The following is a 26,846-nucleotide window of genomic DNA, read 5'->3' on the forward strand; positions in this document are numbered from 1 at the left end:
TTAGGGGCAGGTGTATCCACCATCAATCACGATGTCGGAACCGGTCATATAGCTGGAAGCCTCGCTAGCCAGATACAGGTAGAGGCCAGCGAGTTCTTCGGGCCGGCCCAACCGGCCCAACGGAATCTTGGGCTCCCATAGCGGCTGGTATTCCGTGTACGGTTCGACGAGCTCGGTCAGGATATAGCCCGGACTGACACTGTTCACCCGGATTTTATGCGGCGCCAACTCCACGGCCATGGCTTTGGTTAGATGAATGACCGCCGCCTTGGAGGCGCAGTAGTGGGAAACCTGCTGCGGGACGTTGATGATGTGGCCTGACATGGAAGCAGTGTTGATGATGACCCCGCCTTGGCCTTGTTTGACCATCGCCTTGGCAGCGGCCTGCGCGGTAAGGAAGACGCCTGTCACATTGGTGTTTTGGAGGCGCTGGAACTCTTCCAGCGGCATGTCCAGCATCGGAGTGACCGTGATGATGCCGGCGTTGCAGACCGCGATGTCGATCCCACCCAGCTCCGCGGTCACCTGATCCAACATGCTGGTCACCTGCTGGTGCTGGCTCACATCGCAGCAGACGGGCACGACCTTGCCACCTGATGTGCCAATCTCATCCGCCAACTTCTCTAAGGCATCCAAATGCCGTGCGGCGATCGCCACTTGAGCCCCGGCTTCGACGTATGCCAGGGCAACTCTCTTGCCGATGCCGGTGGATGCCCCGGTTATCAGCGCCCTCTTGCCGTGCAAGTCGAACAGGTCCAACACGCTCATTCGTGATCCCCTTTCGCGCGACGCAGGGCCGATACCTGATGGAATCACATGCCGAAATGCGTTCGATGAACTGCCGCAATGGCTTCCAGTGGTCCGCTCACTTCGACCCGCGCTACGGCTCGGCGTCCAAAGACGTACAGCAGCAACTCGCCGGGCGGTCCGGTCAGGCGAGCCGTCGGCTCGCCTGACCGGACCCTCACCCGCTTACCGGTTCCAACCCACTCGATCTCAAGCCCGCAACCGTGCAGCCGCCGACTCAGGAAGTGGCTGCCGCGCCGAACATTTCGCCATAGGGCAGCATCCATTTCGGGCGTGAGGCTTCGGGGCCCTCGTCCGCTGGCGCGGCGAACGTCCTCGTGATGGACAAAGAATTCGTTGAGGTTCGCCAAGGTACGAACCCATCCGATGCGGAAGAACCCCATCGGTGGACCGGACCGAATCCGAGCGACGAGCCACGTGAAGTCTTTACTCTGAGCCAATCTCGCTCTACGGCGTTCGGCAAACCGCTGGAAGGGACCCGGTAGAACGATGCAAAGGCCAGCAACGAGATCGCGTTCACGCAGCACGATGTGAGCGGCCAGGTCGTGAGCAGTCCAGCCCTCGATCAGTGTAGCAACCGCAGGACCGAGCTCCTCAAGGAGATCACAGAGCTCCAAGCGTTCTTGCGCGTCCAACGGGACATCAGCCACGCCGCGGGAGTCTACGGGCGACGTGCCTGCGCGCCAACGGGCTGCCGCTTGCGCCGTCGCGACTGCACAGCAGCCAGCGCCCGCTCCCAGGCGAGCAGCGTTGCGGCCGTCAGATTGGCCGGTTTGGCGCTGTCCTTGGACAGCAGCGCGGTCGCGGCGGCTTTGGTGGTCGGCGACGCCTTCGACATGTGACCGGAGTCGAACGGCGGCTGCGGGTCGTACTCGATCGCCAGCTGAATCGCCTTGGCCCGGGCCTCCCCGCCCAGCTGTCCGGCCAGCCAGAGGGCGAGATCGAGCCCGGCGGACACGCCCGCGCTCGTGACAATGTTGTCCTGGTGCACAATCCGCTCGTCGGCGACCGGGATAGCGCCGAATGCCTTGAGCGCGGGAAGCGTCAGCCAATGCGAGGTCGCGCGCCGGCCCCGGAGCCACACGAACCGCACCTGGGCGTGCGGCAGGTTTCGCAGCACCTCGTACGGGCCGACCACGTCCAGCGCGGTAACGCCGGGGTAGGCCACGAATGCGATTTGCGTCATCGGTGTTCTCCCTAGTGTCAGGCGAAGGCTTTGCGGTATTGGTCGGGTGATATCCCGACGCGGCGAATGAAGCTGCGGCGCATGGTTTCCGCGGTCCCGAAGCCGCATCGGGCGGCAATTGCCACCACGGTGTCGTGGGTCTCCTCCAACTGGCGGCGCGCAGCCTCGGTGCGGATGCGTTCGACGTACCGGCCGGGCGCCTCGCCGACCTCGTCGCTGAACACCCGAGTGAAATGACGCGGGCTCATGGCCGCACGTTGAGCCAGTTCGCCGATGCGGTGCGCGCCCCCGGCTCGGCCTCGATGGCCTCCTGCACCCGGCGGATCGAGGTCCGTTTGGCGCGTGGCATCCACACCGGAGCCGCGAACTGGGTCTGCCCACCGGGTCGGCGCAGATACAGGACGAGCCAGCGGGCAACCGTCTGGGCAATCTCGGTGCCGTGGTCGTCTTCGACCAGTGCCAGCGCGAGGTCGATGCCGGCGGTGACTCCAGCCGCGGTCCACACCTTCTGCGAACTGCGCATGAAGATCGGGTCGGCATCGACCCGAACGGCCGGAAATTCGCGGGCGAAATGTTCGGCAAAGGCCCAGTGCGTCGTCGCTCGGTGTCCGTCCCAACAACCCCGCTTCGGCCGCAAGAAACGCGCCCGTGCACACGGTGACGACGCGGCGGGCGGTGCCGGAGACGGCTTTGACCCAGTCGATGAGGGCCGGTTCGGACCGTGCGGCATCGACTCCGGCGCCACCGGGCAGGATCACGGTGTCGACGGGGTCGCCGGGGAATCCCACGATAACCACTCTTCGCGCCATGAATGCCAGTGTTGGCCAGGCGCTGGCCTGGCGTCCACGCCACACACCGCACAGATTAGGACACGCCGGCGGCGCAGCCCTGCCCGAAAGACCGTGCACCGGTCTTGGCAGACTGTGCCCATGGCACAGATAACCCTGCGAGGAAACGCGATCAATACCGTCGGTGAGCTACCTGCTGTCGGATCCCCGGCCCCGGCCTTCACCCTGACCGGGGGCGATCTGGGGGTGATCAGCAGCGACCAGTTCCGGGGTAAGTCCGTGTTGCTGAACATCTTTCCATCCGTGGACACACCGGTGTGCGCGACGAGTGTGCGAACCTTCGACGAGCGTGCGGCGGCAAGTGGCGCTACCGTGCTGTGTGTCTCGAAGGATCTGCCGTTCGCCCAGAAGCGCTTCTGCGGCGCCGAGGGCACCGAAAACGTCATGCCCGCGTCGGCATTCCGGGACAGCTTCGGCGAGGATTACGGCGTGACCATCGCCGACGGGCCGATGGCCGGGCTGCTCGCCCGCGCAATCGTGGTGATCGGCGCGGACGGCAACGTCGCCTACACGGAATTGGTGCCGGAAATCGCGCAAGAACCCAACTACGAAGCGGCGCTGGCCGCGCTGGGCGCCTAGGCTTTCACAAGCCCCGCGCGTTCGGCGAGCAGCGCACGATTTCGAGCGCTGCTCCCGAAAAGCGCCTCGGTGGTCTTGGCCCGGCGGTAATACAGGTGCAGGTCGTGCTCCCACGTGAAGGCGATGGCACCGTGGATCTGAAGAGCGGAGCCGGCGCATAACACAAAGGTTTCCGCGGTCTGCGCCTTCGCCAGCGGCGCGACCGTCTGGAGTTCGTCACCGTTGGCCGCGCTCATCGCGGCGAACATCACCGTCGCCCGGGTGGCGTCGATCTCGATCATCATGTCGGCGCAGGCGTGCTTGACCGCCTGGAAGGAACCGATCGGTCGATCGAATTGCGTTCGCCGCCCGGCGTATTGCACCGCCAGGTCGAGGCAGGCCTCGGCGCCGCCCAGCATCTCGGCGGCCAACAGCACCCGGGCCACGTCGAGCACCCGCTCCATATCGTCGGGCGTCCCGGCGGTCAGCGGCTCGGCGGGGGACCCCGCCAGCCGGAGCGTGGCGACCGGACGGGTGATGTCAAACGAGGGCAACGGTGTGACGGTCACCCCGGGGGCGTCGGCGGCCACGACGTGCAGAACGATCGACCCGTCGGCCACCGCGGGCACCACGAACAGGTCTGCGACGTGACCGTGCAGCACCGGGGTGCACTCGCCGGTGAGTGCGGGCCGACCGTCGCGCCGAACGGCCCGAACGGTGGTAGCCGACGCGACGTCGTGGCCACTGACGGCGATCGTTCCGATCCGCGCGCCGGTAAGCAGACCGGCGAGCAGGCGCTTGCGCTGCTCGTCGTCGCCCATGCGCAGAATCGCTTCGATCGCAAACACCGTGGCCGCAAAGGGAATTGGGGTGAGCGCCCGGCCGAGTTCGGCAAACGCGATCGCGGTCTCGACTAAGGTGGCACCCAATCCGCCGTGCTCCGGCGGGACGTGCAGCGCGGGTAATTCGAGCTCGGTGCAAAGCCGTTGCCACAGCCTGCGGTCGGATCCGTCCGCGGCAGCCATCTCCCGCACGGGCGCGCCCCGGCCAAGGAAGCCGCGCAGCGAGGCGCGGAAATCGTCTTGTTCGGTGCTGTATCGGAAGTCCACGTCAGCAGAGCACTTCGGGCCGCGGCTCCTTGGGGAGGCCGAGCAGCCGCTCGCCGATCACGTTGCGCTGGATCTGCGAGCTGCCGGCATAGATCGTCGCGGCCCGTGCGTAGAGCAGCTCATCCATCCAGCAGGCCGGGGAGTTTGGCGTACCCGCCTCCGGGACCAGCCGCGCACCGCCGTTGCCGGGCCCCCGCGGGCCCAGCGCCTCGAGCCCCAGGATTTCGACGGCGAGATCGGTGTACCGGCGGAAATATTCGCTCCAGATGACCTTCGTGATCGCGGCTTCCGCGCCGGGCGGCCGTCCGGTCAGGGCCAGGGTGAGGTCACGGTAGCCCCGATACCGCATGATCTGAACCCGGGCATAGCACCACGCCAAGCCGTCTCGTACCCGTGGATCAGTGTGTAATCCGCGGTCACGGGCCAGCTCGCACAGCCGCTGCAGGTCCCGCTCAAAATCGATGGCGGCGGTGGCGATGTGCGATCCGCGTTCGAAGCCGAGCAGCGTCATGGCGGTCGACCAGCCGTCGCCGACCCGGCCGACGACATTGCCGGCGCTGGTGCGGGCATCGGTCAGGAAGACCTCGCTGAACGAGGAGTGCCCGGCCGCGTTGACGATCGGCCGGACCACGACGCCGGGCTGGTCCATGGGCACCAGCAGAAACGACAGGCCCCGGTGTTTCGCAGCGCTGGGATCGGTCCGCGCCAGCAGGAAGATCCAGTTTGCGGTGGTGCCGGCCGACGTCCAGATTTTGTGGCCGTTGATCACCCATTCGTCACCGTCGAGCACCCCCCTGGTGCGCACCGAGGCCAGGTCGGAGCCGGCCTCCGGCTCGGAGAAGCCCTGGCACCACCGATGCTCGCCGCTGAGGATGCGCGGCAGGAAATGCCGCTTCTGCGCCTCGGAACCCAGGGCGATCAGGGTGTTGCCCAGCAGGTCGATTCCGAGCAGGTCGTTTTCCGCGCGTTCGGGCGCGCCGGCGCGGGCGAATTCCTCGGCGAGCACCACTTGTTCCATCGGGGACAGGCCACCACCCCCGTATTCCGTCGGCCAGGACACCGCGACCAGGCCAGCGCCGGCCAGGGCCCGCCGCCAGTGCCGGGCGAACTCTTCCCGCTCGTGGGGCGGCAGCGCCCCGGGTCCGGGCCACCCGGGCGGCAGGTGCTCGGCCACAAACTCCCGGATCCGGTCGCGGAACGCTTCCGCTTCGGGTGGGTAGCTGACGTCCACTGCGCGCCCCGGCCTCAGGGCCGCTGCTTGATCGCGGGCCGGATCTGCGGTGCGGCGCGCCAGTCCTCCAGGCCGTACTCGACCGTTCCGTAGGACAGCTTGCCGCCGGTGACTTCGCCCCAGTGCGCGTGATTGAGCTGGTGGATCTTGAAGCAACCGTCCAGCGCGGCGGAAAACCCCATGGCATCGACGGTTTGGTTCACCGATTCCTTGATCAGCAGTGCCGCCATCGTCGGCACCTTCGCGATCCGACGCGCGAATTCGATTGTGCTGGTCGCGAGTTCGTCAGCGGGAAACACCTTGCTGACCATCCCCAGCGCGTGGGCCTCGTCGGCGCCTATGCAGTCGCCGGTGAGCAGCAGTTCCTTGGTCTTGCGCGGCCCGAACTCCCACGGATGTCCGAAGTACTCGACCCCGCACATGCCCAGCCGGGTGCCGACCACATCGGCGAACACGGTGTCCTCGCTGGCGACGATCAGATCGCAGCACCAGGCCAGCATCAACCCCGCCGACAGCACGGCCCCGTGCACCTGGGCGATGGTGATCTTGCGCAGGTTGCGCCACCGCTTGGTGTTTTCGAAGTAGTAGTGCCACTCCTGGCGGTTGCGTGACTCGACCCCGCCGAAGGTCGCCCCGTTGCACCGGTAGCTGGGGTGCTGGTCCGGCCCGGGCGAGCGTTCCCGGATATCGTCAGCGGATCCGAGGTCGTGACCGGCGGAGAAGGCGGGGCCGGCGGCCCGCAGGATCACCACCCGGACGGTGTCGTCCGCCTCGGCAAGTTCGAAGGCGGCGCCCAGCTCGACCAGCATGCCGCGGGTCTGGGCGTTGCGTTGTTTCGGGCGGTCCAGGGTGATCGCGGCGATGCGCCCATCGTCGATGGTTTCGTAGCGGATGTATTCGAACTCCCGGGGCCGTCGGGAGCGTTCCCCGTCCGACCGGCGATCGACCGGACCGACCCTGCCGACGAACATGTCCGCTCCTTACTGGACGTGAACGGCTGACCTGTGCGAGGTTACCCGTCCCTTAGCCAACATGTCCATAGCCAATACGCACATGAGAGTGATCGATATAGACAAATTCCCATGCAAAGAAGCACTTGTGTACAACGAAGTATCTTGGTAGTACTGTGATATACGCAAAGGGCGCCACCGCAGCGCGCCGGGCATCCGACCGGTACAACCAGGAAGGGTTGACGATGGAGATCGGAATATTCCTCATGCCGGCCCATCCACCGGAGCGCACCCTCTACGACGCCACCCGGTGGGATCTGGACGTCATCGAGCTGGCCGATCAACTCGGCTACGTGGAGGCCTGGGTCGGCGAACACTTCACCGTGCCGTGGGAGCCGATCTGCGCCCCCGATCTGCTGTTGGCGCAGGCGCTGCTGCGCACCCAACAGATCAAGCTCGCCCCGGGTGCGCACTTGTTGCCCTACCATCATCCGGTCGAGTTGGCCCACCGGGTGGCCTATTTCGACCACCTCGCCCAGGGTCGGTTCATGCTCGGCGTGGGCGCCAGCGGCATCCCGGGTGACTGGGCGCTGTATGACGTGGACGGCAAGAACGGCGAGCATCGCGAAATGACCCGGGAAGCGCTGGAGATCATGCTGCGCATCTGGACCGAGGACGAGCCCTGGGAGCATCGCGGAAAGTACTGGAACGCCAACGGAATCGCGCCGATGTTCGAGGGTCTGATGAGGCGCCACATCAAGCCGTACCAGAAGCCCCACCCGCCCATCGGCGTCACCGGGTTCAGCGCCGGCTCGGAGACCCTCAAGCTCGCCGGCGAACGGGGTTACATCCCCATGAGTCTGGACCTCAACACCGAATACGTCGCCACCCACTGGGACGCGGTGGAGGAAGGCGCGCTGCGCAGCGGGCGAACCCCGGATCGCCGCGATTGGCGGCTGGTGCGGGAGGTGCTGGTGGCCGAGACCGATGAGCAGGCGTTCCGGTATGCCGTGGACGGCACGATGGGACGCGCCATGCGTGAGTATGTGCTGCCGACGTTTCGGATGTTCGGCATGACCAAGTTCTACAAACACAATCCGTCGGTGCCCGACGACGAGGTGACACCGGAGTATCTCGCCGAGAACACCTTCGTGGTCGGCTCGGTGCAGACCGTGGTCGACAAGCTCGAGGCCACCTACGACCAGGTCGGCGGGTTCGGCCACCTGCTGATCCTCGGGTTCGACTACAGCGATAACCCGGGCCCGTGGAAGGAGTCGTTGCGGCTGCTGGCCCACGAGGTCATGCCCAGACTCAACGCCCGCCTCGCCACCAAGCCCGCCACCGCGGTGGTGTAGCCATGGCGGTTCGTCAGGTCACCGTCGGCTATTCGGACGGCACGCACAAGACGATGCCGGTGCGGTGCGACCAGACGGTCCTGGATGCCGCCGAGGAACACGGCGTGGCCATCGTCAACGAATGCCAAAGCGGGATATGTGGCACCTGCGTGGCCACCTGCACCGCCGGCCGCTACCAGATGGGACGCACCGAGGGACTGTCCGATGTCGAGCGGGCGGCGCGAAAGATCCTCACCTGCCAGACGTTTGTTACCTCCGATTGCCGGATCGAGCTGCAGTATCCGGTCGACGACAACGCCGCCCTGCTGGTCACCGGTGACGGTGTGGTGACCGCGGTCGAGTTGGTGTCGCCCAGCACCGCCATCCTGCGGGTGGACACCTCTGGCATGGCCGGCGCGCTGAGATACCGGGCCGGCCAGTTCGCCCAATTGCAGGTTCCCGGTACCAACGTATGGCGCAACTACTCCTACGCCCATCCGGCCGACGGCCGCGGTGAGTGCGAGTTCATCATCAGGTTGCTGCCGGACGGCGTGATGTCGAATTATCTTCGCGACCGCGCCCAGCCCGGTGACCATATCGCGCTGCGCTGCAGCAAGGGCAGCTTTTATCTGCGCCCGATCGTGCGACCGGTGATCCTGGTCGCCGGAGGAACCGGCCTGTCAGCGATCCTGGCGATGGCCCAGAGCCTGGATGCCGATGTCGCTCACCCGGTCTACCTGCTCTACGGGGTCGAGCGCACCGAAGACCTGTGCAAGCTCGACGAACTCACCGAGCTGCGCCGCCGCGTTGGCCGCCTGGAGGTGCACGTCGTCGTCGCTCGCCCGGACCCCGACTGGGATGGGCGCACCGGGCTGGTCACCGACCTGCTCGACGAGCGGATGCTGGCGAGCGGTGACGCCGACGTGTATCTGTGCGGTCCGGTCGCCATGGTCGACGCAGCCCGAACCTGGCTGGACCACAATGGCTTTCACCGTGTCGGGTTGTACTACGAGAAGTTCGTGGCCAGCGGGGCGGCGCGCCGCCGCACCCCGGCTCGGCTGGATTACGCGGGCGTGGACATTGCCGAGGTGTGCCGCCGCGGCCGCGGCACCGCGGTGGTCATCGGCGGCAGCATCGCGGGCATCGCGGCGGCGAAAATGCTCAGCGAGACCTTCGATCGCGTCATCGTGCTGGAGAAGGACGGCCCGCACCGTCGCCGCGAGGGCAGGCCGGGCGCGGCACAGGGTTGGCACCTGCACCACCTGCTGACCGCCGGGCAGATCGAGCTGGAGCGCATCTTCCCTGGCATCGTCGACGACATGGTGCGCGAGGGAGCGTTCAAGGTCGACATGGCCGCGCAGTACCGTATCCGGCTGGGCGGCACCTGGAAGAAGCCCGGCACTAGTGACATCGAGATCGTCTGCGCGGGAAGGCCGCTGCTCGAATGGTGTGTGCGCCGCCGGCTCGACGACGAACCGCGCATCGACTTCCGCTACGAATCGGAGGTGGCCGATCTCGCCTTCGACCGCGCCAACAATGCCATCGTCGGCGTCGCCGTGGACAATGGCGACGCCGACGGAGGCGACGGTTTGCAGGTGGTGCCCGCCGAGTTCGTCGTGGACGCGTCGGGCAAGAACACCCGCGTGCCGGAGTTCTTGGAGCGTCTCGGTGTTGGCGCTCCCGAGGCCGAGCAGGACATCATCAACTGCTTCTACTCCACGATGCAGCACCGGGTTCCGCCGGAGCGGCGGTGGCAGGACAAGGTGATGGTGATCTGCTATGCGTACCGCCCTTTCGAGGATACCTACGCCGCGCAGTACTACACCGACAGCTCCCGCACCATCCTGTCCACCTCACTGGTGGCCTACAACTGCTATTCGCCGCCGCGTACCGCCCGAGAATTCCGCGCGTTCGCCGACCTGATGCCGTCCCCGGTCATCGGGGAGAACATCGACGGGCTGGAGCCGGCATCGCCCATCTACAATTTCCGCTATCCCAACATGCTGCGGCTGCGCTACGAGAAGAAGCGCAACCTGCCGCGGGCTTTGCTGGCGGTGGGCGATGCCTACACCAGCGCCGACCCGGTGTCGGGTCTGGGTATGAGCCTGGCGCTCAAGGAAGTTCGGGAGATGCAGGCGCTGCTGGCTAAATACGGCGCCGGTCACCGGGATCTGCCGCGCCGGTACTACCGGGCGATCGCCAAGATGGCCGACACGGCCTGGTTCGTGATCCGCGAGCAGAACCTGCGCTTCGACTGGATGAAGGACGTCGACAAGAAGCGCCCGTTCTATTTCGGTGTGCTGACCTGGTACATGGACCGCGTGCTGGAGCTGGTGCATGACGATCTCGACGCGTACCGGGAATTCTTGGCCGTCGTCCATCTGGTCAAGCCGCCGTCGGCGCTGATGCGACCCAGGATCGCCAGCCGCGTCCTCGGCAAATGGGCACGAACCCGATTGTCGGGCCAGAAGACGTTGATTGCCCGCAACTACGAAAATCATCCGATACCAGCCGAACCCGCGGACCAACTTGTAAACGCTTAGGAGAGCCCAACGTGTCGCAGGTCCATCGAATCCTGAACTGCCGGGGCACCCGCATCCATGCCGTGGCGGACAGCCCACCCGACCAACAGGGACCGTTGGTGGTGTTGCTGCACGGGTTTCCGGAGTCCTGGTACTCGTGGCGGCATCAGATTCCCGCGCTTGCCGGCGCGGGCTACCGCGTGGTGGCCATCGACCAGCGCGGGTATGGCCGCTCGTCGAAATACCGGGTGCAAAAGGCCTACCGCATCAAGGAATTGGTTGGCGACGTCGTGGGCGTCCTCGACTCCTATGGTGCGGAGCAGGCTTTCGTGGTGGGCCACGACTGGGGTGCGCCGGTCGCCTGGACCTTCGCCTGGCTGCACCCCGACCGATGCGCCGGCGTGGTGGGAATCAGCGTTCCGTTTGCCGGTCGCGGCGTGATCGGCCTGCCGGGCAGCCCGTTCGGCGAGCGCCGTCCCAGCGACTACCACCTGGAGCTGGCCGGGCCCGGAAGGGTCTGGTATCAGGACTATTTCGCCGTGCAGGACGGCATCATCACCGAGATCGAGGAAGACTTGCGGGGCTGGCTGCTCGGGTTGACCTACACCGTTTCCGGTGAGGGGATGATGGCGGCGACCAAGGCGGCCGTCGACGCGGGCGTCGACCTGGAGTCCATGGACCCGATCGACGTGATCCGTGCCGGACCGCTGTGTATGGCCGAAGGCGCGCGGCTCAAGGACGCGTTCGTCTACCCGGAGACCATGCCGGCCTGGTTCACCGAGGCCGATCTCGATTTCTACACTGGCGAATTCGAACGTTCCGGGTTCGGCGGGCCGCTGAGCTTCTACCACAACATCGACAACGACTGGCACGACCTGGCCGACCAGCAAGGCAAGCCGCTCACCCCGCCGGCTCTGTTCATCGGCGGCCAGTATGACGTCGGCACCATCTGGGGCGCGCAGGCCATCGAGCGTGCGCACGAAGTCATGCCGAACTACCGCGGCACCCACATGATCGCCGACGTCGGACACTGGATCCAGCAGGAAGCGCCCGAAGAGACCAACCGGCTGTTGCTCGACTTCCTAGGCGGGCTGCGGCCGTGAGCTGCACCTTCGACATGGTCCCGGAGACCGTCGATCATCTCGACGAGGTCGGGCTGCGGCGGGTCTTCGGCTGCTTTCCGTGCGGCGTGATCGCCGTCTGCGCGATGGTCGACGACCAGCCGGTCGGCATGGCGGCCAGCTCGTTCACGTCGGTTTCAGTTGACCCGCCGCTGGTATCGATCTGTGTGCAGAACTGTTCGACGACGTGGCCGAAGTTGCGCGACCGCCCACGGCTCGGTGTGAGCGTGCTCGCCGAGGGGCACGACGCGGCCTGTATGAGCCTGTCGCGCAAGGAAGGTAACCGGTTCGCCGGGGTGTTCTGGAGCGAATTGTCCAGCGGGGGTGTGGTGATCGCCGGGGCCGGCGCCTGGCTGGATTGCCGCCCGTACGCGGAGATCCCGGCGGGGGATCACCTGATCGCCCTGCTGGAGATCTGCGCGGTGCGCGCCGATCCCGAGACACCGCCGCTGGTGTTTCACGGTAGCCGGTTCCGCCGGTTGGAGTCTCGATGAAGACGACCGATGTGCGGGTACGTCGTGCGATCACGGCGATGGCGGGCGGTCACGCCGTGGTCCTGACCGGCGACCCCAATGGCGATGGCTATCTCGTCTTCGCCGCCCAGGCCGCGACGCCGCGGCTGGTTGCCTTTGCGGTCCGGCACACCTCGGGTTATTTGCGCGTCGCGCTGCCGGGCGCCGAATGCGAGCGACTGCACCTGCCGCCCATGTGTGACCGAGACACCACGCATTGCGTGTCGGTCGACGTTCGCGGCACCGGCACCGGAATCTCGGCGAGCGATCGCGCCTGGACCATCGCGGCACTGGCTTCGGCCACCTCCGTCGCCGCCGATTTCCAACGTCCGGGCCATGTGGTGCCCGTGCAGGCGCAAGCCGACGGTGTGCTGGGTCGGCGGGGACCCGCCGAGGCGGCCGTCGACCTGGCCCGCCTGGCGGAACGGCGGCCGGCCGCCGCGCTCTGCGAGATCGTCTCGCCCGATAATCCCGTCCAGATGGCGCACCACGCCGAGTCGGTCGAATTCGCCGTCGAACACGGACTGGCCATGGTCTCGATCGGGGAGCTGGTGGCGTATCGCCGGCGGATCGAGCCCCAGGTGGTCCGGTTTACGGCAGCGACGCTGCCCACCTGGGCCGGCGCCTCGCGTGTCATCGGCTTTCGTGACGTTTACGACCTCGGCGAGCATTTGGCGGTCATCGTGGGTGCGGTCGGTGCCGGGGTGCCCGTGCCGCTGCACGTCCACATCGAGTGCCTGACGGGCGACGTGTTCGGCTCGACGGCGTGCCGCTGCGGCGAGGAACTCAACGGCGCGCTGGCGAGGATGTCGGCTCAGGGCAGCGGCGTGGTCTTGTATCTGCGTCCGCCCGGACCCGCGCAAGCGTGCGGCTTGTTCGCCCGGGGCGATGCGGCGACCGATGTCATGCCGGAGACCGTGACATGGATCCTGCGCGATCTTGGGGTGTATGCGATCCGACTTTCCGATGATGTGCCAGGATTTGGGCTTGTCATGTTCGGGGCGATCCGAGAAGCCAGCACGTTGGCGGCCGCAGGTTGAACCATCCAGACCTGGCCGGCAAGGTCGCGATCGTTACTGGGGCGGGCGCCGGAATCGGTCTGGCGGTTGCCCGGCGACTCGCCGACGAGGGCTGCCATGTGCTGTGCGCGGACATCGATGGTGATGCCGCGGATGCCGCGGCCACCAAAATCGGTTGTGGCGCAGCGGCCTGCCGGGTTGACGTCAGCGACGAACAACAGATCATCGCCATGGTCGACGCCTGTGTTGCCGCGTTCGGCGGGGTGGACAAGTTGGTCGCCAACGCCGGTGTCGTTCATCTGGCTTCGCTCATCGACACCACCGTCGAGGACTTCGATCGGGTCATCGCGATCAATCTCCGCGGCGCCTGGCTGTGCACCAAGCATGCGGCACCGCGGATGATCGAGCGCGGCGGGGGAGCCATTGTCAACCTGTCGTCGTTAGCGGGCCAGGTAGCGGTGGGCGGCACCGGCGCATACGGCATGTCGAAGGCCGGCATCATCCAGCTCAGCCGCATCACCGCCGCCGAACTGCGCTCGTCGGGCATCCGCTCCAACACGCTGCTGCCCGCATTCGTCGACACCCCGATGCAGCAGACCGCCATGGCAATGTTCGACGGGGCCCTGGGCGCGGGGGGTGCGCGCTCGATGATTGCCCGGCTGCAGGGCCGCATGGCCGCACCGGAGGAGATGGCCGGCATCGTGGTGTTCCTGCTGTCCGACGATGCGTCGATGATCACCGGCACCACCCAGATCGCCGACGGCGGGACGATTGCCGCGCTGTGGTGATCCCCTCGGGTCAGGCGGTTTCGAAAGATCACGCGAGACATTGCCTGCGACGGCATGCTACATATGTGATTCCGGTGTATTCGGGCCTCTGCGCATTGCTTTCGATCACAATGAGCTTGGCCGCGAGCCGTCTTGTTCGTTGAGCCACGGGGCCGTTCGAATGCGTTCGTCAGAACTCCGGCTCGGATTCTCGCTAGTTTGCTGACGTGTCATCGAGAGCAATCGACGGCGACCTCGAGGGCCGTGCAGATGGCGCGCATCCGGATGTCGGCGAGGCGGCCAAGCCGATTCACCAATACCGCGACCGAGACACTTTCGACTGAGTCCAAATTCACCGCGGAACGGCGCGGGATCGGGTCGGAACCGGGTTCAAGAACAACCTCACTGGCTAGCCCTCGGATGGTCGTGGTGCAGGGCGCGACAAGTGCGCGTCGCAGCCGAGGGATCGCGGCATCGCGCGACAGCACGACGACTGGTCGCCGACCGATCTCAGCCATCTCACACCACCACACCTCTCCGCGCGCCGGAAGTGCGGTCACGAGTCTCCAGCCGCCCGCCGCCACGACGCTAGATCGCCCCACTCGTCGGGCTCATCGACCGGGTGCTTGTCGTAGGCCGCATAGCTGGCATCCACCTCGGCCGATCGATGACGAGCCAGTAATGCCGCAAGGGCCTCATCGATGAGGGCTGCGTCAGTGATTCCTGCCCGCATGTCGCGCGCACTTGTCAAGAGTGCGGCGTCGACAGTAGTGCTCAGCCGTATGCGATTCATGCCACTACTATGCCACACTCCGGGGCGTGGATCCGCCTGATCGGACGCAACGTGCTCGATACGGGCGAAACATTGGTCGCTGGACGAATTGATGAGGTCTACCGCGCAGCGCAACGTCACCTGCAACCGGGCCGTCTTCACGGTGCGGGTTCCGTGTCGATGAACGACGCTGCGGCACAACACTTTTTGTACTTGTGCCCCGAGCCGCACCAGCACTGTTGGTTGCGGCCCGGTGGCCAGGCCATCACATCGTGGTCACCGTGTGCTGTCAGGTACGCGGCATACTCGGCGCGGGCCTCCGGCGAGTCCGGCTCCTGACCCTGTTCGGCGCACCAGGCAGCGAAGGGTGCCACGCGGATCGCGGCGACCGCCAGTCCTGGGAAACCAGCCTCGGCGAATTCGACCAGCTTTTGCTGCATCCTCCGGCAGTACAGCGGGTGCGCCACCGGCCCGTCCGGACCGGTCACCAGGTCGCTGCCGGCGAAGTCTGGCCACAGGTCGAGCGCCCGCTCGTAGTCACCGGCAGGCAGCCACGCCAATGACACCGCGGTGATCGGTTCGGCGGATTCCGCCGCGGGTGTCTCATCGACGGGAGGCACCCGGCTGGCTCCGTTGTCACTCATGGTCCAACATCCTGCCGCATCACCACCGCACGCGGCATATGATGCTCGCAGTCGCGGTGGTGCGGCCTTATCGCCATGAGCGAAATCTTCTGTATCACTGATCATTCCGAGCCTATGACGGCCCGGTTCTTGTCAGTGGTGCTTCGTAGAATCCGAGGCATGAGGTCGGACACGCGCGAGGAGATCTCCGCGGCGTTGGATGCCTACCACGCCTCGTTGTCGCGGGTGCTCGATCTCAAGTGCGATGCGTTGACCACCCCGGAATTGCTGGCCTGTTTGCAGCGACTCGAGGTCGAACGGCGCCGCCAGGGCGCCGCCGAGCACGCCTTGATCAACCAACTCGCTGGGCAAGCCTGCGAGGAAGAGCTCGGCGGGACGCTGCGCACGGCGTTGGCCAACCGGCTACACATCACCCCCGGTGAGGCCAGCCGCCGCATCGCCGAAGCCGAAGACCTCGGTGAGCGCCGCGCCCTGACCGGTGAACCGCTGCCAGCGCAGTTGACCGCGACCGCGGCCGCTCAACGTGAGGGCAAGATCGGCCGAGAACACATTAAGGAGATCCAGGCCTTCTTCAAGGAGTTGTCCGCCGCGGTGGATCTGGGTATCCGCGAGGCCGCCGAGGCCCAGCTGGCCGAACTGGCCACCAGTCGGCGTCCCGATCACCTGCATGGCCTGGCCACGCAGCTGATGGACTGGCTGCACCCCGACGGCAACTTTTCCGACCAGGAGCGTGCCCGCAAGCGCGGCATCACGATGGGTAAGCAGGAATTTGACGGGATGTCACGTATCAGCGGTCTGCTGACCCCGGAGTTGCGGGCCACCATCGAGGCGGTGTTGGCCAAACTGGCCGCACCGGGGGCGTGCAACCCCGATGACCAGACCCCGGTCGTGGATGACACACCGGATGCGGACGCGGTGCGCCGCGACACCCGCAGCCAAGCCCAACGACACCATGACGGTTTACTGGCCGGGCTGCGCGGGTTGTTGGCCTCCGGTGAGCTAGGGCAGCATCGGGGGTTGCCGGTGACCGTCGTGGTGAGCACCACGCTTAAAGAGCTGGAAGCCGCCACCGGCAAGGGGGTAACCGGTGGTGGTTCGCGGGTGCCGATGTCGGACCTTATCCGGATGGCGAGCAACGCGCACCACTATCTGGCATTGTTTGACGGCGCTAAGCCGTTGGCGTTGTATCACACCAAGCGGTTAGCTTCCCCGGCGCAGCGAATCATGTTGTACGCGAAGGATCGTGGCTGCTCCAGGCCGGGTTGCGACGCCCCGGCCTACCACAGTGAGGTCCACCACGTAACGCCGTGGACAACCACCCACCGTACCGACATCAACGACCTCACGCTGGCCTGCGGCCCCGACAATCGCCTTGTCGAAAAAGGCTGGAAAACCCGCAAGAACGCCAAAGGCGACACTGAATGGCTACCGCCGGCCCACTTGGACCATGGCCAACCACGCATCAATCGATACCACCACCCCGAGAAAATCCTGTGCGAACCCGACGACGACGAACCACATTGACACCCAATGACCGTGGCATTGCCGGTCACGTCGCAACCAAGTACTGCGACCGTAGCCGCGCTCAAGGCTCGGGGTAGACGAGCGCGGAGAGAGGCACGTTGCCGAGCTGCCTGCCGACGACGAGTATCCCAATATCGTGCTCACCCATAGCGTTTCAGCGGGCAACCAACGATTGCCGGCCAGCGAATCTCGGTGGCGGTAGCCAGCATGAAGGACGCAGATGACCTCGCCGACTACGGGCTGAGCATAGAGCAGGTGCGTGCAGCCGTCGACTCGCATGTGGACGTGGACCATTCTGTCTCAGCGCTGTGACCGCACGGTAGAGTTCGCCATCGTGGCTGACGATGACGTCACCGGTCAGGATGGCTCCGGCGACGGCACCGATCCGCGCACCATGCTGGGCCGGTTTGCCAACCAGCACAACGAATGGGTGCGCCTGAGCGTGCGCCACGTGCTCGATGCGGGCGAAGCATTGGATGCCGGACAGATTGATTAGGTCTACCGCCACTTTCGGCAGGAAAAGGCACTGGACACACGCCACCGAGCCGGCCGTACCACCGTTGACACTCGGCATCAGCAACCCGGAAACAGCCGAACCCCTGATCATCTGGCCGACCTCGCCCCTGGCCGCACCGCGACCATCGGGCTGCGGGATTCCAGCTGCCTGCGCGTGGACCGCTACAACGACCAGGCGTCCGGGCGAGCGCTCATCGAGATCCGGTTGTGCAACGAACGTGCCACGCCGATGCCAATCCCGATCGGGCTGTGGATGTTTCAGACCAAGCTCCACGTCAACGCCGGCGGCGCTGACGTGTTCCTGCCGGTCTGCGACGTGCTGGAGCAAGACCTCGCCGAGCGCGACGAGGAGGTACGCCAGCTGAACCTGCAGTACCGCAACCGGTTGGAGTATGCGATCGGGCGGACTTGCTCGGCGGCCTGGTCGGTGAACGGCTCGCGGCGCCCGTCGGCAGTGTGGACCACCTGGCTGCCGGTCGCCGAAACACCCCACACCCGGGCCCGGTCGGTGGAGAACGCGCTGTTGTCCATGGACAGTCGCGGAGGGGTTACGTAGCGGACTGGCGTCGTTCGTCGCGGGATATGGAAGCTGGTTTCAGGGTCAGGCGGCTGTCGCGGCCGAGCTGCCCGAGCACCTGCACCCGACCGCCGACGAGAGGCTGGCTCATGTTGCGGCCGAAAAGGAAGCGCTGCGCTGCTTCCAGTTCATGAACCAGGTGATGCGCGATCACCGTAAAAGCTTGTCAGAGGTGCAGTGAACACTGTTTCCATGACCAAGAGCAACGGGCACTGTTGAGACACAGCGCGTCGCCAACGGGCGCTGCCTGTGGCCGAACATCGTAAATCAAGCATATTCGTCAACAGATATCATCAATGTCGGCGCCGGACTATTCAAATCATCGATATACTGGTGGCCTGGTCCTTCGCCATCGATCAATGGCGATAGCTTATCGAGGATTTCTACCAACTTCGTGTCATCGAAGCGCCATACAACGGTTTGCGATCCCAGTTCCATATCCGCAGTTCCGCTTTCTCGAACTATCCGTTGCTGTACACCATCTATGTCGAAAGTTGCCTGACCACTCTCATGGGCCGATCGCACGGCGTACTGGAAAATGCGAAGCCCATCCCGGTCTGCGGCCGCCAGAACCACGTCACCGAAGTAGTTATCCGGCTTGATACGGAAAACGGTCATTCTGGTCCAATCACTTGTGAGTCGGAAGGTCCCCGATGGGAATATTCTGCCACCTGGCGGTCGGCGAATCGTGGGGGTTGTAATCCCAATGCGGATAGCGGTAATTGTCTCCCGGAAAATATCGCCACTCGCCGCCGTTCTCGTCCCAGAGGCTTTCGCCGCCGCGAGCCTGTTGGATAGGACGACTGGGCGGTCCAACCGTTAGGTTGCTCTCGGCGGGCGGGCTGACACCGGGCGGAGGTAAGCCTTCGTTCGGTTGTGGTCCAGCGGGGTCGGGAGCAGGAGGGGGTTCGCCTTCGACCGGCACGCCCAATTCGCCTAACCGGGCTCTGATTGCGGCTTGTCTTTCAAGGAGAGAACCCTTGTCCGCGATGCACGCGTCGTAGGCTGCCTGCTCGTTGGGCAGAACGAAGGTGCGTCCGCATCGGGCGTTGTACCGAGCGATGTCAGCGTTGACGGCGTCCCAGGCTGCGCGTGCCTGTACGGCTGTCATGTCTTTCGGGTCGCCCGGCATCGGTGAGGGTGGATCTTGTTTCCAGCTGCGGTCGACCGCGTGGATTTGCGGTTTCTCGTTGTGGGGCACCGGTGTCGGTAGCGACGGTGCGATTGGGGGTTCGTGGAAGCCGACGGTGTTAAGGGGTGCGGTAGCGGTGGCTATTTTGGCGGCCACTTCGTGTTCGACTCCGATGAGTTGTGTCGCGCGTTGGCGGATATCCCCGGCCAATGCTTGTGCTTGGGCCTGGCGAGCTGCTTGTTCGGCGAAGGTGCGGCTGGTTCGGGTGTCGGTGACCGAGAGGTCCTCTTCGACGTTGAAGCCCGCGTTGTGGGCATCTTGAACGGCATAGATGACCCTGCGCTGGGCTGCGCCGATGGTTCCGGCGCCTTCACGGGCAAGCCCACTCGCTTGGCGCAAATGCTCGGCTATGCCACTGACTATCTGTAGGTCAGCGCCGGTTCGCTGTCGCAGCCATCACCGCCTGCGCCTTCCCACGCGATGAAGTGGGATCGGTTACGCATCTCTAGGAACACGTCTTCCCACTGATCGGCGACCTTCGTCCAGTAGTAGGCCGCCTCGATGAGATGTTCGGTGTCCCAGGCGTGGATATGCGACAGGGTCGGCAGCAATTACACCAGCCTCGTTTGCGGCACGGCCGCCATCTCGGCCGCTGCGGCCGCCTCGTTGTTGGCATACTCCGCCGCGGCCGCCTCGACCGCACTGGCCGTGGCGTGTGTCCGGGCGGTAAACGCCGCCACGGCAAGACCAACCGCTGCGTGGGCACCGCCCACAGCCGCCGTGGTGGGTTGGAACGGCTGCCCCAGCGGAGGTGGTGCAAGGACGCTGAGTTCAGTGCTTCGCCCGCTCCATTGGCTGGCCGTAGCCGCTACCTGTTGGATATTGACCCGCAGCTCACCGGCTTTCATCCTCGGAAAGTTTAATAGCGAGCTACAGGGTGGCAACTCATCGCAGGTCGAGCCAACTACTGCCGGGCCGGGTGACCGCAGCTCGTGCTGAGGCAGCACCGAGGCTGGCTGACTCAAGCAGTCTCGGCGTATGCCAGCCTGATCGCGAACACGGGAGTCAACCGGGGCAACCGCCGTCCGCCGGACAACCTCGATCCGATATCAATTAAGCGATATCGTCATCTCCGATGGAGCAGATCGTGATCCGCAACCTTCCCGAGGGGACCAAGGCGGCACTACGGGTCCGTGCTGCACGTCATCACCACTCCGTCGAAGCGGAAGCCCGCGCGATCCTCACCGCGGGATTGTTGGGCGAAGAAGTCCCCATGCCGGTACTGCTGGCCGCCGACAGTGGCCATGACATCGACTTCGAGCCCGAACGTCTCGGCCTGATCGCCCGCACCCCGCAACTGTGACCTACGTCCTGGACACCAACGTGGTGTCCGCTTTGCGCGTGCCGGGACGCCACCCCGCCGTGGCGGCGTGGGCGGACTCGGTGCAAGTCGCCGAACAGTTCGTTGTGGCGATAACGCTGGCCGAGATTGAGCGAGGCGTGATCGCCAAGGAACGCACCGACCCGACCCAGAGTGAGCACCTACGGCGCTGGTTCGACGACAAGGTGCTGCGCATATTCGTGTTCGCCCGCCGGGGCACAAACCTCATCATGCAGCCCCTAGCTGGGCATATAGGTTACAGCCTATATTCTGGTATAAGCTGGTTTTAGACGAAAAGGACCCCACCTCGGGGTCTGATGGCCAGGGGCAGGGTCGTGTGCATTGGGGATGCAGGTTGCGACTGTACACCCGGCGTGTTCCGCGCGACAGCGGGTGGGATGCCGGTGCTGGTGGTCATCGAGTCTGGGACAGGAGGTGATCAGATGGCTCGTAAAGCTACGTCCCCGGGTAAGCCGGCTCCGACGTCGGGACAGTATCGCCCGGTTGGCGGTGGCAACGAGGTGACCGTTCCGAAGGGACACCGTCTGCCTCCCTCGCCCAAGCCCGGTCAGAAGTGGGTGAACGTCGATCCGACGAAGAACAAGAGCGGCCGCGGCTGAGCTTGTGCCGTCGGGATGGGTGTCGCACCGTCTCGGCGGGTCGCCCAAGTGCATAAGTGCTTTGTCGCTGCCCTCCGGTACCGTCGGAGCCCCGTCCAAGCCGGACAACGACGCCACTCGAGGCAGGACAAGACCAACTGTGCCGCCCCCTGATCCAGCCGCCATGGGTACCTGGAAGTTCTTCCGGGCATCTGTGGATGGCCGGCCGGTATTCAAGAAGGAGTTCGACAAGCTTCCTGATCAGGCCCGGGCCGCGCTGATCGTGCTAATGCAGCGGTATCTCGTCGGCGACCTCGCCGCAGGGAGCATCAAACCGATTCGTGGCGACATTCTGGAGTTGCGATGGCATGAGGCGAACAACCACTTCCGGGTACTGTTCTTCCGCTGGGGCCAGCATCCCGTAGCGCTGACAGCGTTCTACAAGAACCAGCAGAAGACTCCCAAGACGAAGATCGAGACGGCCCTGGACCGGCAGAAAATCTGGAAAAGAGCCTTCGGCGACACCCCACCGATCTGAACAACGCCCAACCACTGTTACGAGGCTAGGAGAGCACAACCATGAGCATTGACTTCCCTTTGGGTGACGACCTCGCCGGCTATATTGCCGAGGCGATTGCGGCTGATCCCAGCTTCAAAGGCACTCTCGAAGACGCCGAGGAGGCACGCAGGCTGGTCGATGCGCTGATTGCGCTGCGCAAGCACTGCCAGCTGAGCCAGGTTGAGGTTGCTAAGCGTATGGGGGTGCGCCAGCCCACCGTGAGCGGTTTCGAGAAGGAACCCAGCGACCCCAAACTGTCTACGCTGCAACGTTATGCCCGTGCATTGGACGCCCGGCTGCGGCTGGTGCTCGAAGTTCCCACGCTTCGCGAAGTGCCTACGTGGCATCGGCTCTCCTCTTATCGGGGCTCCGCACGGGACCACCAGGTCCGGGTGGGTGCAGACAAGGAAATCCTGATGCAGACGAACTGGGCCCGCCACATTTCGGTTCGGCAGGTTGAGGTGGCATGACTGACCGAACCGACGCCGACGACCTTGACCTGCAACGCGTTGGCGCGCGGCTGGCAGCCCGCGCACAGATCCGCGATATCCGGCTGCTGCGCACTCAGGCCGCTGTCCATCGTGCGCCCAAGCCTGCGCAGGGCCTGACCTACGACCTCGAGTTCGAACCCGCTGTGGATGCCGATCCGGCCACTATCTCAGCATTTGTGGTGCGGATTTCTTGCCACCTGCGCATTCAAAACCAGGCGGCAGACGACGACGTCAAGGAAGGCGATACCAAAGACGAGACACAGGACGTAGCCACCGCTGATTTCGAGTTCGCGGCACTGTTCGACTACCACTTGCAAGAAGGTGAAGACGACCCCACCGAAGAAGAACTTACGGCATACGCCGCCACGACCGGGCGGTTCGCGCTTTATCCGTACATCCGCGAATACGTCTACGACCTCACCGGCCGTCTCGCACTGCCACCGTTGACCCTTGAGATATTGTCTCGGCCGATGCCGGTTTCTCCCGGCGCCCAATGGCCGGCAACGAGAGGAACGCCCTGACCAAACGAGGGTGAATCAAGCTGCCCGACGACCATGGTTTCCACACCTACCGCCAGATGCAGCGCTGGACTGTCAGCCCAGCGGCACGGGTCGAGATCCTGGGCCGCTACTGGTGGAGAATCCGCCGCCGTGCCACCGAAGGGGCGAAGGCGAAATCCAAAGGCAAGGCCCGCCGCGGCTCTCAGTTCAAGGTTCTCGAACACGGGTGATGCGGTTCGAGCCCGGGAAGGTGGAGCGTTAGCCGCAGGGGAGGGAATCTTGGCGGGTCGGCCGACAAGAGGTTGAACTTGACTGCGGGACAGCAGTTTACGGCTCTTGTCGCCACGCCTACAGCGGATTCGCATACCGCCGGGGTTCATTGACAACCGGCGGGGGTTCGTTCCGCCGTGTTTCCGAGGTAGGTATCGGCGGGGGTGTATGTCGGTAGGCCTCGGGAATGTCCGACAGGCGCGATGGGAGATCTTCGCGTTGATCACCGCGCCAATGGATGGTGTCGGGATCATCCCCCGGCTGACGGGAAATGCGGCCGGCCATTCTTCCTCAAGATCGAGTCAGAGGTTCCGGTCGACGTCCATCCGTTGGTGCAGGACTCGCACGACGTCGATGGTGCCTTCGCCAGTCACCCGATAGAACAACGTGTGTGACCCGGCCGAGAGCTTGCGATAGCCGGGGCGAATCTCGTCGCACGCTCGTCCGATCCGCGGGTTTGCCGCAGCACGGTCGATAGCGTGTTGAAGTTCGCGCAGGTACTGCTCGGCCTGATCGACACCCCAACGGTCATAGGTGCAGTCCCAGATCTCTTCCAGATGTGCCTGCGCGGCAGGCGAGAGAAGGTATCGGCTACTCACCGGCCACGCGAGGCGTCAGCCCGCTTACGACCGAGGAATCCGTCGAAGTCGAACGGTGTCGAGCTGCCGCTGCGTTCGCCGGCCTCGAGAGCCTCACGAAGCGCGCGCAGCTGGGTTTCACGGTCCTCGAGCAGTCGCAACGCGGAGCGGATGACTTCACTGGCCGACCGGTAGCGGCCCGCGGCGATCTCGCCGTCGATGAAGGCGCTGTAGTGCTCGTCGAGGACGAAGGACGTGTTCTTACCCACGAACGCACAATACCAATTGTTGGTAGTAGGTGTTAGCCCCTGGGACACCCCAAGCCCCAGCGGCAGAATCTCCTGGGGATCGGCATGGCCGCACCAGGCGCGGCGCGCCCAGACATGTCAGAGGGTGAGGCGACACTGGATGATCGACACCACCGAAGCGGCATATCGGCTGACGTATCAGCCGGACGGCACGTCGATCACCGTCCGGGAGAACCTGGTCGACATCCTGGCGCGTGAGCTGCTCGGCCCGATCCGCGGCCCGCAGGAGGTGTTGCCGTTCAGCCCGCGCTCGCAATACCTGGTCGGGCACCTCGCCCCGGTAAAGCTGACCGGCGCCGCGCTCATCGACGACAACGCGGTCCAGGCCCGTGCCAACGCCGAGGCGCTCGCCGAGGGCGGTGGCGTGCCGGCCTACGCGGCCGACGAAACGACGCCGACACCGACGACGACGCCCAAGACCGCGCACCCAAGCAGGGCCTGATGATCCCGGCATCAATGGGTTTACGGTTTCAGGTGCCACCCGATCTGGTGTCGTTCACCATCACCGCGTCATGGATAACCTACGAGACCGTCGAGAGCGGGAGGTGACCAAGGCCGGCCGTACGATAGCCAGCGCGATAGCAGTGATCTCGTCCCGGCTTCATCGCGCTTGTCCGGGTGCGACGACCGCCAACGACAGGGCCTCGGCGGCTTCCTTAAGGCGGTTGTCGTAGGTAACCAGCGCGGTCAATGGTGCAACGGATCCGGCGGTTTGAGCAGTGGCTAGGTGTATCGCGTCGAGCGAGCGCAGTGCTGGGTTGGGGTAGGCCGCCGCGGTGGAGCGTATGACCGCGTCGATTTCGAAACGGTCCAGCCTGGCTAGCACGGAGGGCACCGCCGGTAGCCCTTCTGGGGAGACTGCGCGGATGGCTCTGGATAGCTCAACTTCGGTCAAAGCCGATGTGATCCACCGTAGTTCGGTGCGGTCATCGAGCCAATCAGCTAAAGCGTCAGATTCGACCTCGATCCGAATTAGCTTGACCAGCGCCGAGGTTTCCAGGTAGATCACGCGCTAGTACCGCTCCTCGGCGCGCATGCGCTCCAACAGCGTTCCCGAGTCGAGACCGCCGCGCATCGGAATTGTGGGCCGAGGCGCCGGGCCATGCACTCTCGCCGGTTGCACACTGCCGGTGCTGATCAGTGAGTCGAGAGGGCCGGCAGAAGCCGGGATTATTCGGGCGATAACCTTGCCGCGCTCAGTCAGGTTGATCTCTTCACCGCGCTTGACGCGGGCCAGGACCTTGGACGTCTCCTGGTTGAGCGTTCGTATGGACACCTCATTCACACCGATAATGTACTACCTATTTGTTCTACATGCTATGCGCGCAAGAGGTTACCTGCCCCGCTGGTCAGGATCGCCAGCGCCAGGCCACTGATCTCGTCGGCGACTCCGGCGTAGCGCGTGAGATGCCAGGTGCGAGCGACGTCTTCGATGAAGCTAATCGCCGCCGCGACCAGCAGTCGCCCCTGGGCGACACTGGTCGCGGGTACCAGCTTGCCGATGAGGTCGATCCACACGGCCTCGCGGTCGCCCTGATTTCGCAGGTAGCCGTCGCGTACTTCGACAGAGGCGTGCGACAGTTCGGTGACCGACACTGCCACCAGATCCGGAGCGTCCAAGCTGATCCGAACGTGCCCTTGGACAAGGCCGCGCAACCGTTGTGCCGCTTGCTGATTCGCTCGTAGCGCTCGGATGCACTCCAGGCAGCGCCACTCGTCGAGGCGGCGGATGAGCGCGTCCAGGATGGCCTGTTTGGAAGAAAACGAACGGTACAGCCCCGGGCCCGCGATGCCGGCTCCCTTGCCGATTTCGCTGGTGTTGACGGCCGGATAGCCCTGCGCACGGAACAGCCGCGCGCCCGCGGCCAGCAGGGTCTCGTAGCGGGAGAACAGCACGTCGGCCTCGTCGCGTGCGGCATCACCGGCCGGCAGTGGCGGCAATTCGCAGACGGGAGGCGTCCTTGCCGCGGCCATACACGCCTGGTAGAGAAGCTTTTTCAGTTCCTCGCCCGGCAGGCTTAGGCTGTGCCGGCCCAGGCTGGTCAAAGTGCTGGACACCGCCCACGCCCGCAACTCCGAATGCTGTGGACTCAGATCGGGCACCTCCAGCAGCACGCTGTCACGCATGCCGGCGACGATCGCGTTGATGCGGCGCCGGACCGCCGTGCGGTCGTCCTCGTTGAGGTAGCGGGCCTCGCGCTGCCACAGCACCGTCAACGCCCGAGAGGCGACCGCCGCGGCGATCAGGTCTTCCAGATCGGCGTTCAACGGCCGCGGCGTCGGCTCCGTCTCGCCCTCGGTGAGACGACGCGCGCTCTGGTACTGATCCTGGCCGGTTCGGATCGCTTCGGCGAGCAACGCCTGCTTGTTGTCGTAGTGGCGATACAACGCGCGCGCGGTCACCCCGGCCGCCTCGGCAATGTCCTCCAATTTGACCGAATGGAAGCCACGTTCGATGAACAGTCCAACGGCCTGATCCAAAATCTGCTTCTTCCGGTCCTTTGGGCGGCGCCTAACGGGTTGGGCGACGGATGCCATCGGCTCGAACCCCCTTCTTGCGCACCGGAATCACAAATCCTGCTAGCAGCATCGCCTCAGCTTCACCCCGCTCATTCTTCACCTCGAATGCGCCGGTCACCGGGTGCGACACTTACCGGCCGTCGTTCATGGTGACGTTTCGAGGCTGTGCTGCTGCCAAGACCCCAGGAAGTCTCGGACGAGAGACTCGCTAGCCTCCGTGGTATCGGGCATCCCTATCACCCCTGCTCGATCCTCAATATCGGACTAACAAAATACATCATCGCGCCTGTATACGCGATTACATTGCAATTTATCCTTATCACCCTTCTTAGAGTGCATATCAGTAATAGACATATCGCGCTCCTCGCGCCCCAGGAGGCGGTCGACGAATTCGCCGTGCGCAACGACATGAGCCGTCGCTGAGCCTGAAAACCTGCAGACAAAGCGCGAGTGGGGGCTGGCAAAACTACAGGCTCGTTAGCAGCAAGTTGCTTCGACGACCATGGTGGCA

At 65.0% G+C, this 26,846-nt stretch carries 38 protein-coding genes; 15 read left to right on the forward strand and 23 right to left on the reverse strand.

Annotated elements, in window-relative coordinates; translation table 11 throughout:
* Genes FF952_RS10180 through FF952_RS10195 form a run of 4 tightly spaced genes read right to left on the reverse strand, consistent with a single transcriptional unit; the run spans position 1 to position 2,790 of the window.
* On the reverse strand, positions 1-768 hold the full coding sequence (locus tag FF952_RS10180) for an SDR family oxidoreductase (RefSeq protein WP_003409686.1): 768 nt from the start codon (positions 766-768) through the stop codon (positions 1-3).
* A gap of 44 nt (positions 769-812) precedes the next feature.
* Positions 813-1,457 carry a TIGR03085 family metal-binding protein gene (locus FF952_RS10185; protein WP_003409689.1) on the reverse strand — a complete coding sequence of 215 codons (645 nt, stop codon included), beginning with the start codon at positions 1,455-1,457 and terminating at the stop codon, positions 813-815.
* A gap of 11 nt (positions 1,458-1,468) precedes the next feature.
* Positions 1,469-1,993, reverse strand: coding sequence for a type 1 glutamine amidotransferase family protein (locus tag FF952_RS10190; protein ID WP_003409694.1), 525 nt, complete (start codon positions 1,991-1,993; stop codon positions 1,469-1,471).
* Between the two features lie 17 nt (positions 1,994-2,010).
* On the reverse strand, positions 2,011-2,790 hold the full coding sequence (locus FF952_RS10195) for an HTH-type transcriptional regulator (protein ID WP_003899087.1): 780 nt from the start codon (positions 2,788-2,790) through the stop codon (positions 2,011-2,013).
* 132 nt (positions 2,791-2,922) lie between these two features.
* On the opposite strand from FF952_RS10195, the gene tpx reads away from it, so the two are divergent.
* Complete coding sequence (gene tpx / locus FF952_RS10200) at positions 2,923-3,420, forward strand: thiol peroxidase (RefSeq protein ID WP_003409700.1); 498 nt, start codon at positions 2,923-2,925, stop codon at positions 3,418-3,420.
* On the opposite strand, the gene FF952_RS10205 is transcribed toward tpx, so the two are convergent.
* The 3 genes from FF952_RS10205 to FF952_RS10215 are packed head-to-tail and all read right to left on the reverse strand — an operon-like array spanning position 3,417 to position 6,710.
* A complete protein-coding gene (locus FF952_RS10205) occupies positions 3,417-4,508 on the reverse strand; it encodes an acyl-CoA dehydrogenase family protein (protein WP_003900437.1) in 1,092 nt (363 codons plus the stop codon). The two genes, tpx and FF952_RS10205, sit on opposite strands and share 4 nt — an antisense overlap.
* A 1-nt stretch (position 4,509) precedes the next feature.
* Entirely contained in the window at positions 4,510-5,739 is a 1,230-nt protein-coding gene (locus FF952_RS10210) for an acyl-CoA dehydrogenase (RefSeq protein WP_003900438.1), read from the reverse strand.
* A 14-nt stretch (positions 5,740-5,753) separates the two neighbouring features.
* Complete coding sequence (locus FF952_RS10215) at positions 5,754-6,710, reverse strand: enoyl-CoA hydratase (protein WP_003409707.1); 957 nt, start codon at positions 6,708-6,710, stop codon at positions 5,754-5,756.
* 224 nt (positions 6,711-6,934) lie between these two features.
* Here FF952_RS10215 and FF952_RS10220 point away from each other — a divergent pair, with 224 nt between their 5' ends.
* Genes FF952_RS10220 through FF952_RS10245 form a run of 6 tightly spaced genes read left to right on the forward strand, consistent with a single transcriptional unit; the run spans position 6,935 to position 13,985 of the window.
* Complete coding sequence (locus tag FF952_RS10220; RefSeq protein ID WP_003904740.1) at positions 6,935-8,044, forward strand: LLM class flavin-dependent oxidoreductase; 1,110 nt, start codon at positions 6,935-6,937, stop codon at positions 8,042-8,044.
* Between the two features lie 2 nt (positions 8,045-8,046).
* Positions 8,047-10,566, forward strand: a complete 2,520-nt coding sequence (locus FF952_RS10225) for an FAD-binding oxidoreductase (RefSeq protein WP_003409714.1) — start codon at positions 8,047-8,049, stop codon at positions 10,564-10,566.
* Between the two features lie 11 nt (positions 10,567-10,577).
* The gene (gene ephB / locus FF952_RS10230) at positions 10,578-11,648 is read left to right on the forward strand and encodes an epoxide hydrolase EphB (RefSeq protein WP_003899091.1); all 1,071 of its coding nucleotides are present in this window, start codon (positions 10,578-10,580) and stop codon (positions 11,646-11,648) included.
* Entirely contained in the window at positions 11,645-12,160 is a 516-nt protein-coding gene (locus tag FF952_RS10235; protein ID WP_003409718.1) for a flavin reductase family protein, read from the forward strand. The genes ephB and FF952_RS10235 overlap by 4 nt, the downstream gene beginning before the upstream one ends.
* Complete coding sequence (locus tag FF952_RS10240) at positions 12,157-13,218, forward strand: 3,4-dihydroxy-2-butanone-4-phosphate synthase (protein WP_003899092.1); 1,062 nt, start codon at positions 12,157-12,159, stop codon at positions 13,216-13,218. Before FF952_RS10235 ends, FF952_RS10240 begins: the two co-directional genes overlap by 4 nt.
* Positions 13,215-13,985 (forward strand): SDR family oxidoreductase, encoded by a 771-nt coding sequence (locus tag FF952_RS10245; protein WP_003409775.1) that lies wholly within the window; start codon positions 13,215-13,217, stop codon positions 13,983-13,985. Before FF952_RS10240 ends, FF952_RS10245 begins: the two co-directional genes overlap by 4 nt.
* Before the next feature lie 209 nt (positions 13,986-14,194).
* Here the strand turns inward: FF952_RS10245 and FF952_RS10250 are convergent, their stop codons facing one another.
* From FF952_RS10250 to FF952_RS10260, 3 genes are read right to left on the reverse strand one after another with little or no spacing between them, the layout of a single operon-like run.
* Positions 14,195-14,524, reverse strand: a complete 330-nt coding sequence (locus tag FF952_RS10250; RefSeq protein ID WP_003409778.1) for a type II toxin-antitoxin system PemK/MazF family toxin — start codon at positions 14,522-14,524, stop codon at positions 14,195-14,197.
* Positions 14,521-14,898 carry a type II toxin-antitoxin system antitoxin MazE5 gene (gene mazE5, locus FF952_RS10255; RefSeq protein WP_003409780.1) on the reverse strand — a complete coding sequence of 126 codons (378 nt, stop codon included), beginning with the start codon at positions 14,896-14,898 and terminating at the stop codon, positions 14,521-14,523. Before mazE5 ends, FF952_RS10250 begins: the two co-directional genes overlap by 4 nt.
* Complete coding sequence (locus FF952_RS10260) at positions 14,895-15,485, reverse strand: SEC-C domain-containing protein (RefSeq protein WP_003409784.1); 591 nt, start codon at positions 15,483-15,485, stop codon at positions 14,895-14,897. The genes mazE5 and FF952_RS10260 overlap by 4 nt, the downstream gene beginning before the upstream one ends.
* Before the next feature lie 54 nt (positions 15,486-15,539).
* Between FF952_RS10260 and FF952_RS10265 the strand changes: the two genes are divergently transcribed.
* Complete coding sequence (locus FF952_RS10265) at positions 15,540-16,904, forward strand: HNH endonuclease signature motif containing protein (protein WP_003903691.1); 1,365 nt, start codon at positions 15,540-15,542, stop codon at positions 16,902-16,904.
* A 154-nt stretch (positions 16,905-17,058) separates the two neighbouring features.
* On the opposite strand, the gene FF952_RS10270 is transcribed toward FF952_RS10265, so the two are convergent.
* Positions 17,059-17,511, reverse strand: coding sequence for a lipoprotein (locus FF952_RS10270; protein WP_003899095.1), 453 nt, complete (start codon positions 17,509-17,511; stop codon positions 17,059-17,061).
* Between the two features lie 63 nt (positions 17,512-17,574).
* On the opposite strand from FF952_RS10270, the gene FF952_RS10275 reads away from it, so the two are divergent.
* Entirely contained in the window at positions 17,575-17,976 is a 402-nt protein-coding gene (locus FF952_RS10275) for a hypothetical protein (RefSeq protein WP_003409869.1), read from the forward strand.
* On the opposite strand, the gene FF952_RS10280 is transcribed toward FF952_RS10275, so the two are convergent.
* The 5 genes from FF952_RS10280 to FF952_RS10300 all read right to left on the reverse strand — a co-directional run bounded on the left by FF952_RS10280 (position 17,969) and on the right by FF952_RS10300 (position 20,037).
* Positions 17,969-18,151, reverse strand: a complete 183-nt coding sequence (locus FF952_RS10280) for a hypothetical protein (protein WP_003409870.1) — start codon at positions 18,149-18,151, stop codon at positions 17,969-17,971. The genes FF952_RS10275 and FF952_RS10280 overlap by 8 nt on opposite strands.
* A gap of 113 nt (positions 18,152-18,264) precedes the next feature.
* Positions 18,265-18,615 (reverse strand): hypothetical protein, encoded by a 351-nt coding sequence (locus tag FF952_RS10285; protein ID WP_003409871.1) that lies wholly within the window; start codon positions 18,613-18,615, stop codon positions 18,265-18,267.
* A 10-nt stretch (positions 18,616-18,625) separates the two neighbouring features.
* Complete coding sequence (locus tag FF952_RS10290; protein ID WP_003409874.1) at positions 18,626-19,528, reverse strand: hypothetical protein; 903 nt, start codon at positions 19,526-19,528, stop codon at positions 18,626-18,628.
* Between the two features lie 20 nt (positions 19,529-19,548).
* Complete coding sequence (locus FF952_RS10295; protein WP_003409876.1) at positions 19,549-19,740, reverse strand: hypothetical protein; 192 nt, start codon at positions 19,738-19,740, stop codon at positions 19,549-19,551.
* Positions 19,741-20,037: a hypothetical protein gene (locus tag FF952_RS10300; RefSeq protein WP_003409877.1), complete on the reverse strand. Its 297-nt coding sequence runs from the start codon at positions 20,035-20,037 to the stop codon at positions 19,741-19,743. It lies immediately after the preceding gene.
* A 239-nt stretch (positions 20,038-20,276) separates the two neighbouring features.
* Here FF952_RS10300 and FF952_RS10305 point away from each other — a divergent pair, with 239 nt between their 5' ends.
* Together FF952_RS10305 and FF952_RS10310 are read left to right on the forward strand one after the other, a co-directional pair.
* A complete protein-coding gene (locus FF952_RS10305; RefSeq protein ID WP_003409878.1) occupies positions 20,277-20,492 on the forward strand; it encodes a FitA-like ribbon-helix-helix domain-containing protein in 216 nt (71 codons plus the stop codon).
* Positions 20,489-20,800 carry a PIN domain-containing protein gene (locus FF952_RS10310; RefSeq protein WP_003409881.1) on the forward strand — a complete coding sequence of 104 codons (312 nt, stop codon included), beginning with the start codon at positions 20,489-20,491 and terminating at the stop codon, positions 20,798-20,800. Before FF952_RS10305 ends, FF952_RS10310 begins: the two co-directional genes overlap by 4 nt.
* On the opposite strand, the gene FF952_RS10315 is transcribed toward FF952_RS10310, so the two are convergent.
* A complete protein-coding gene (locus FF952_RS10315) occupies positions 20,774-21,295 on the reverse strand; it encodes a hypothetical protein (protein ID WP_003904745.1) in 522 nt (173 codons plus the stop codon). The genes FF952_RS10310 and FF952_RS10315 overlap by 27 nt on opposite strands.
* Here FF952_RS10315 and higB point away from each other — a divergent pair.
* From higB to secBL, 3 genes are read left to right on the forward strand one after another with little or no spacing between them, the layout of a single operon-like run.
* A complete protein-coding gene (higB, locus tag FF952_RS10320) occupies positions 21,270-21,647 on the forward strand; it encodes a type II toxin-antitoxin system toxin HigB (RefSeq protein ID WP_010886136.1) in 378 nt (125 codons plus the stop codon). The two genes, FF952_RS10315 and higB, sit on opposite strands and share 26 nt — an antisense overlap.
* 41 nt (positions 21,648-21,688) lie before the next feature.
* Positions 21,689-22,138 carry a type II toxin-antitoxin system antitoxin HigA gene (gene higA / locus FF952_RS10325; RefSeq protein WP_003409886.1) on the forward strand — a complete coding sequence of 150 codons (450 nt, stop codon included), beginning with the start codon at positions 21,689-21,691 and terminating at the stop codon, positions 22,136-22,138.
* Complete coding sequence (secBL, locus tag FF952_RS10330; RefSeq protein WP_003409891.1) at positions 22,135-22,680, forward strand: SecB-like chaperone SecBL; 546 nt, start codon at positions 22,135-22,137, stop codon at positions 22,678-22,680. The genes higA and secBL overlap by 4 nt, the downstream gene beginning before the upstream one ends.
* On the opposite strand, the gene FF952_RS10335 is transcribed toward secBL, so the two are convergent.
* Genes FF952_RS10335 through FF952_RS10345 form a run of 3 tightly spaced genes read right to left on the reverse strand, consistent with a single transcriptional unit; the run spans position 22,569 to position 23,776 of the window.
* Complete coding sequence (locus FF952_RS10335; RefSeq protein ID WP_003901296.1) at positions 22,569-23,183, reverse strand: hypothetical protein; 615 nt, start codon at positions 23,181-23,183, stop codon at positions 22,569-22,571. The two genes, secBL and FF952_RS10335, sit on opposite strands and share 112 nt — an antisense overlap.
* 48 nt (positions 23,184-23,231) lie before the next feature.
* Positions 23,232-23,528 carry a type II toxin-antitoxin system RelE/ParE family toxin gene (locus FF952_RS10340; protein WP_003409896.1) on the reverse strand — a complete coding sequence of 99 codons (297 nt, stop codon included), beginning with the start codon at positions 23,526-23,528 and terminating at the stop codon, positions 23,232-23,234.
* Entirely contained in the window at positions 23,525-23,776 is a 252-nt protein-coding gene (locus FF952_RS10345) for a type II toxin-antitoxin system ParD family antitoxin (RefSeq protein WP_003409899.1), read from the reverse strand. Before FF952_RS10345 ends, FF952_RS10340 begins: the two co-directional genes overlap by 4 nt.
* Here FF952_RS10345 and FF952_RS10350 point away from each other — a divergent pair.
* A complete protein-coding gene (locus tag FF952_RS10350) occupies positions 23,763-24,257 on the forward strand; it encodes a hypothetical protein (RefSeq protein ID WP_003899099.1) in 495 nt (164 codons plus the stop codon). The genes FF952_RS10345 and FF952_RS10350 overlap by 14 nt on opposite strands.
* Before the next feature lie 159 nt (positions 24,258-24,416).
* On the opposite strand, the gene FF952_RS10355 is transcribed toward FF952_RS10350, so the two are convergent.
* From FF952_RS10355 to mce3R, 3 genes are read right to left on the reverse strand one after another with little or no spacing between them, the layout of a single operon-like run.
* On the reverse strand, positions 24,417-24,824 hold the full coding sequence (locus tag FF952_RS10355) for a type II toxin-antitoxin system VapC family toxin (protein WP_003409913.1): 408 nt from the start codon (positions 24,822-24,824) through the stop codon (positions 24,417-24,419).
* Positions 24,825-24,827: 3 nt separating this feature from the next.
* On the reverse strand, positions 24,828-25,100 hold the full coding sequence (locus FF952_RS10360; protein WP_003899100.1) for a type II toxin-antitoxin system Phd/YefM family antitoxin: 273 nt from the start codon (positions 25,098-25,100) through the stop codon (positions 24,828-24,830).
* A gap of 32 nt (positions 25,101-25,132) precedes the next feature.
* Positions 25,133-26,353, reverse strand: coding sequence for a TetR family transcriptional regulator Mce3R (mce3R, locus tag FF952_RS10365; protein ID WP_003409919.1), 1,221 nt, complete (start codon positions 26,351-26,353; stop codon positions 25,133-25,135).
* Positions 26,354-26,846 lie beyond the last annotated feature (493 nt).

This window comes from Mycobacterium tuberculosis complex sp. N0072, assembly GCF_030323725.1.
Lineage (GTDB): Bacteria > Actinomycetota > Actinomycetes > Mycobacteriales > Mycobacteriaceae > Mycobacterium > Mycobacterium tuberculosis.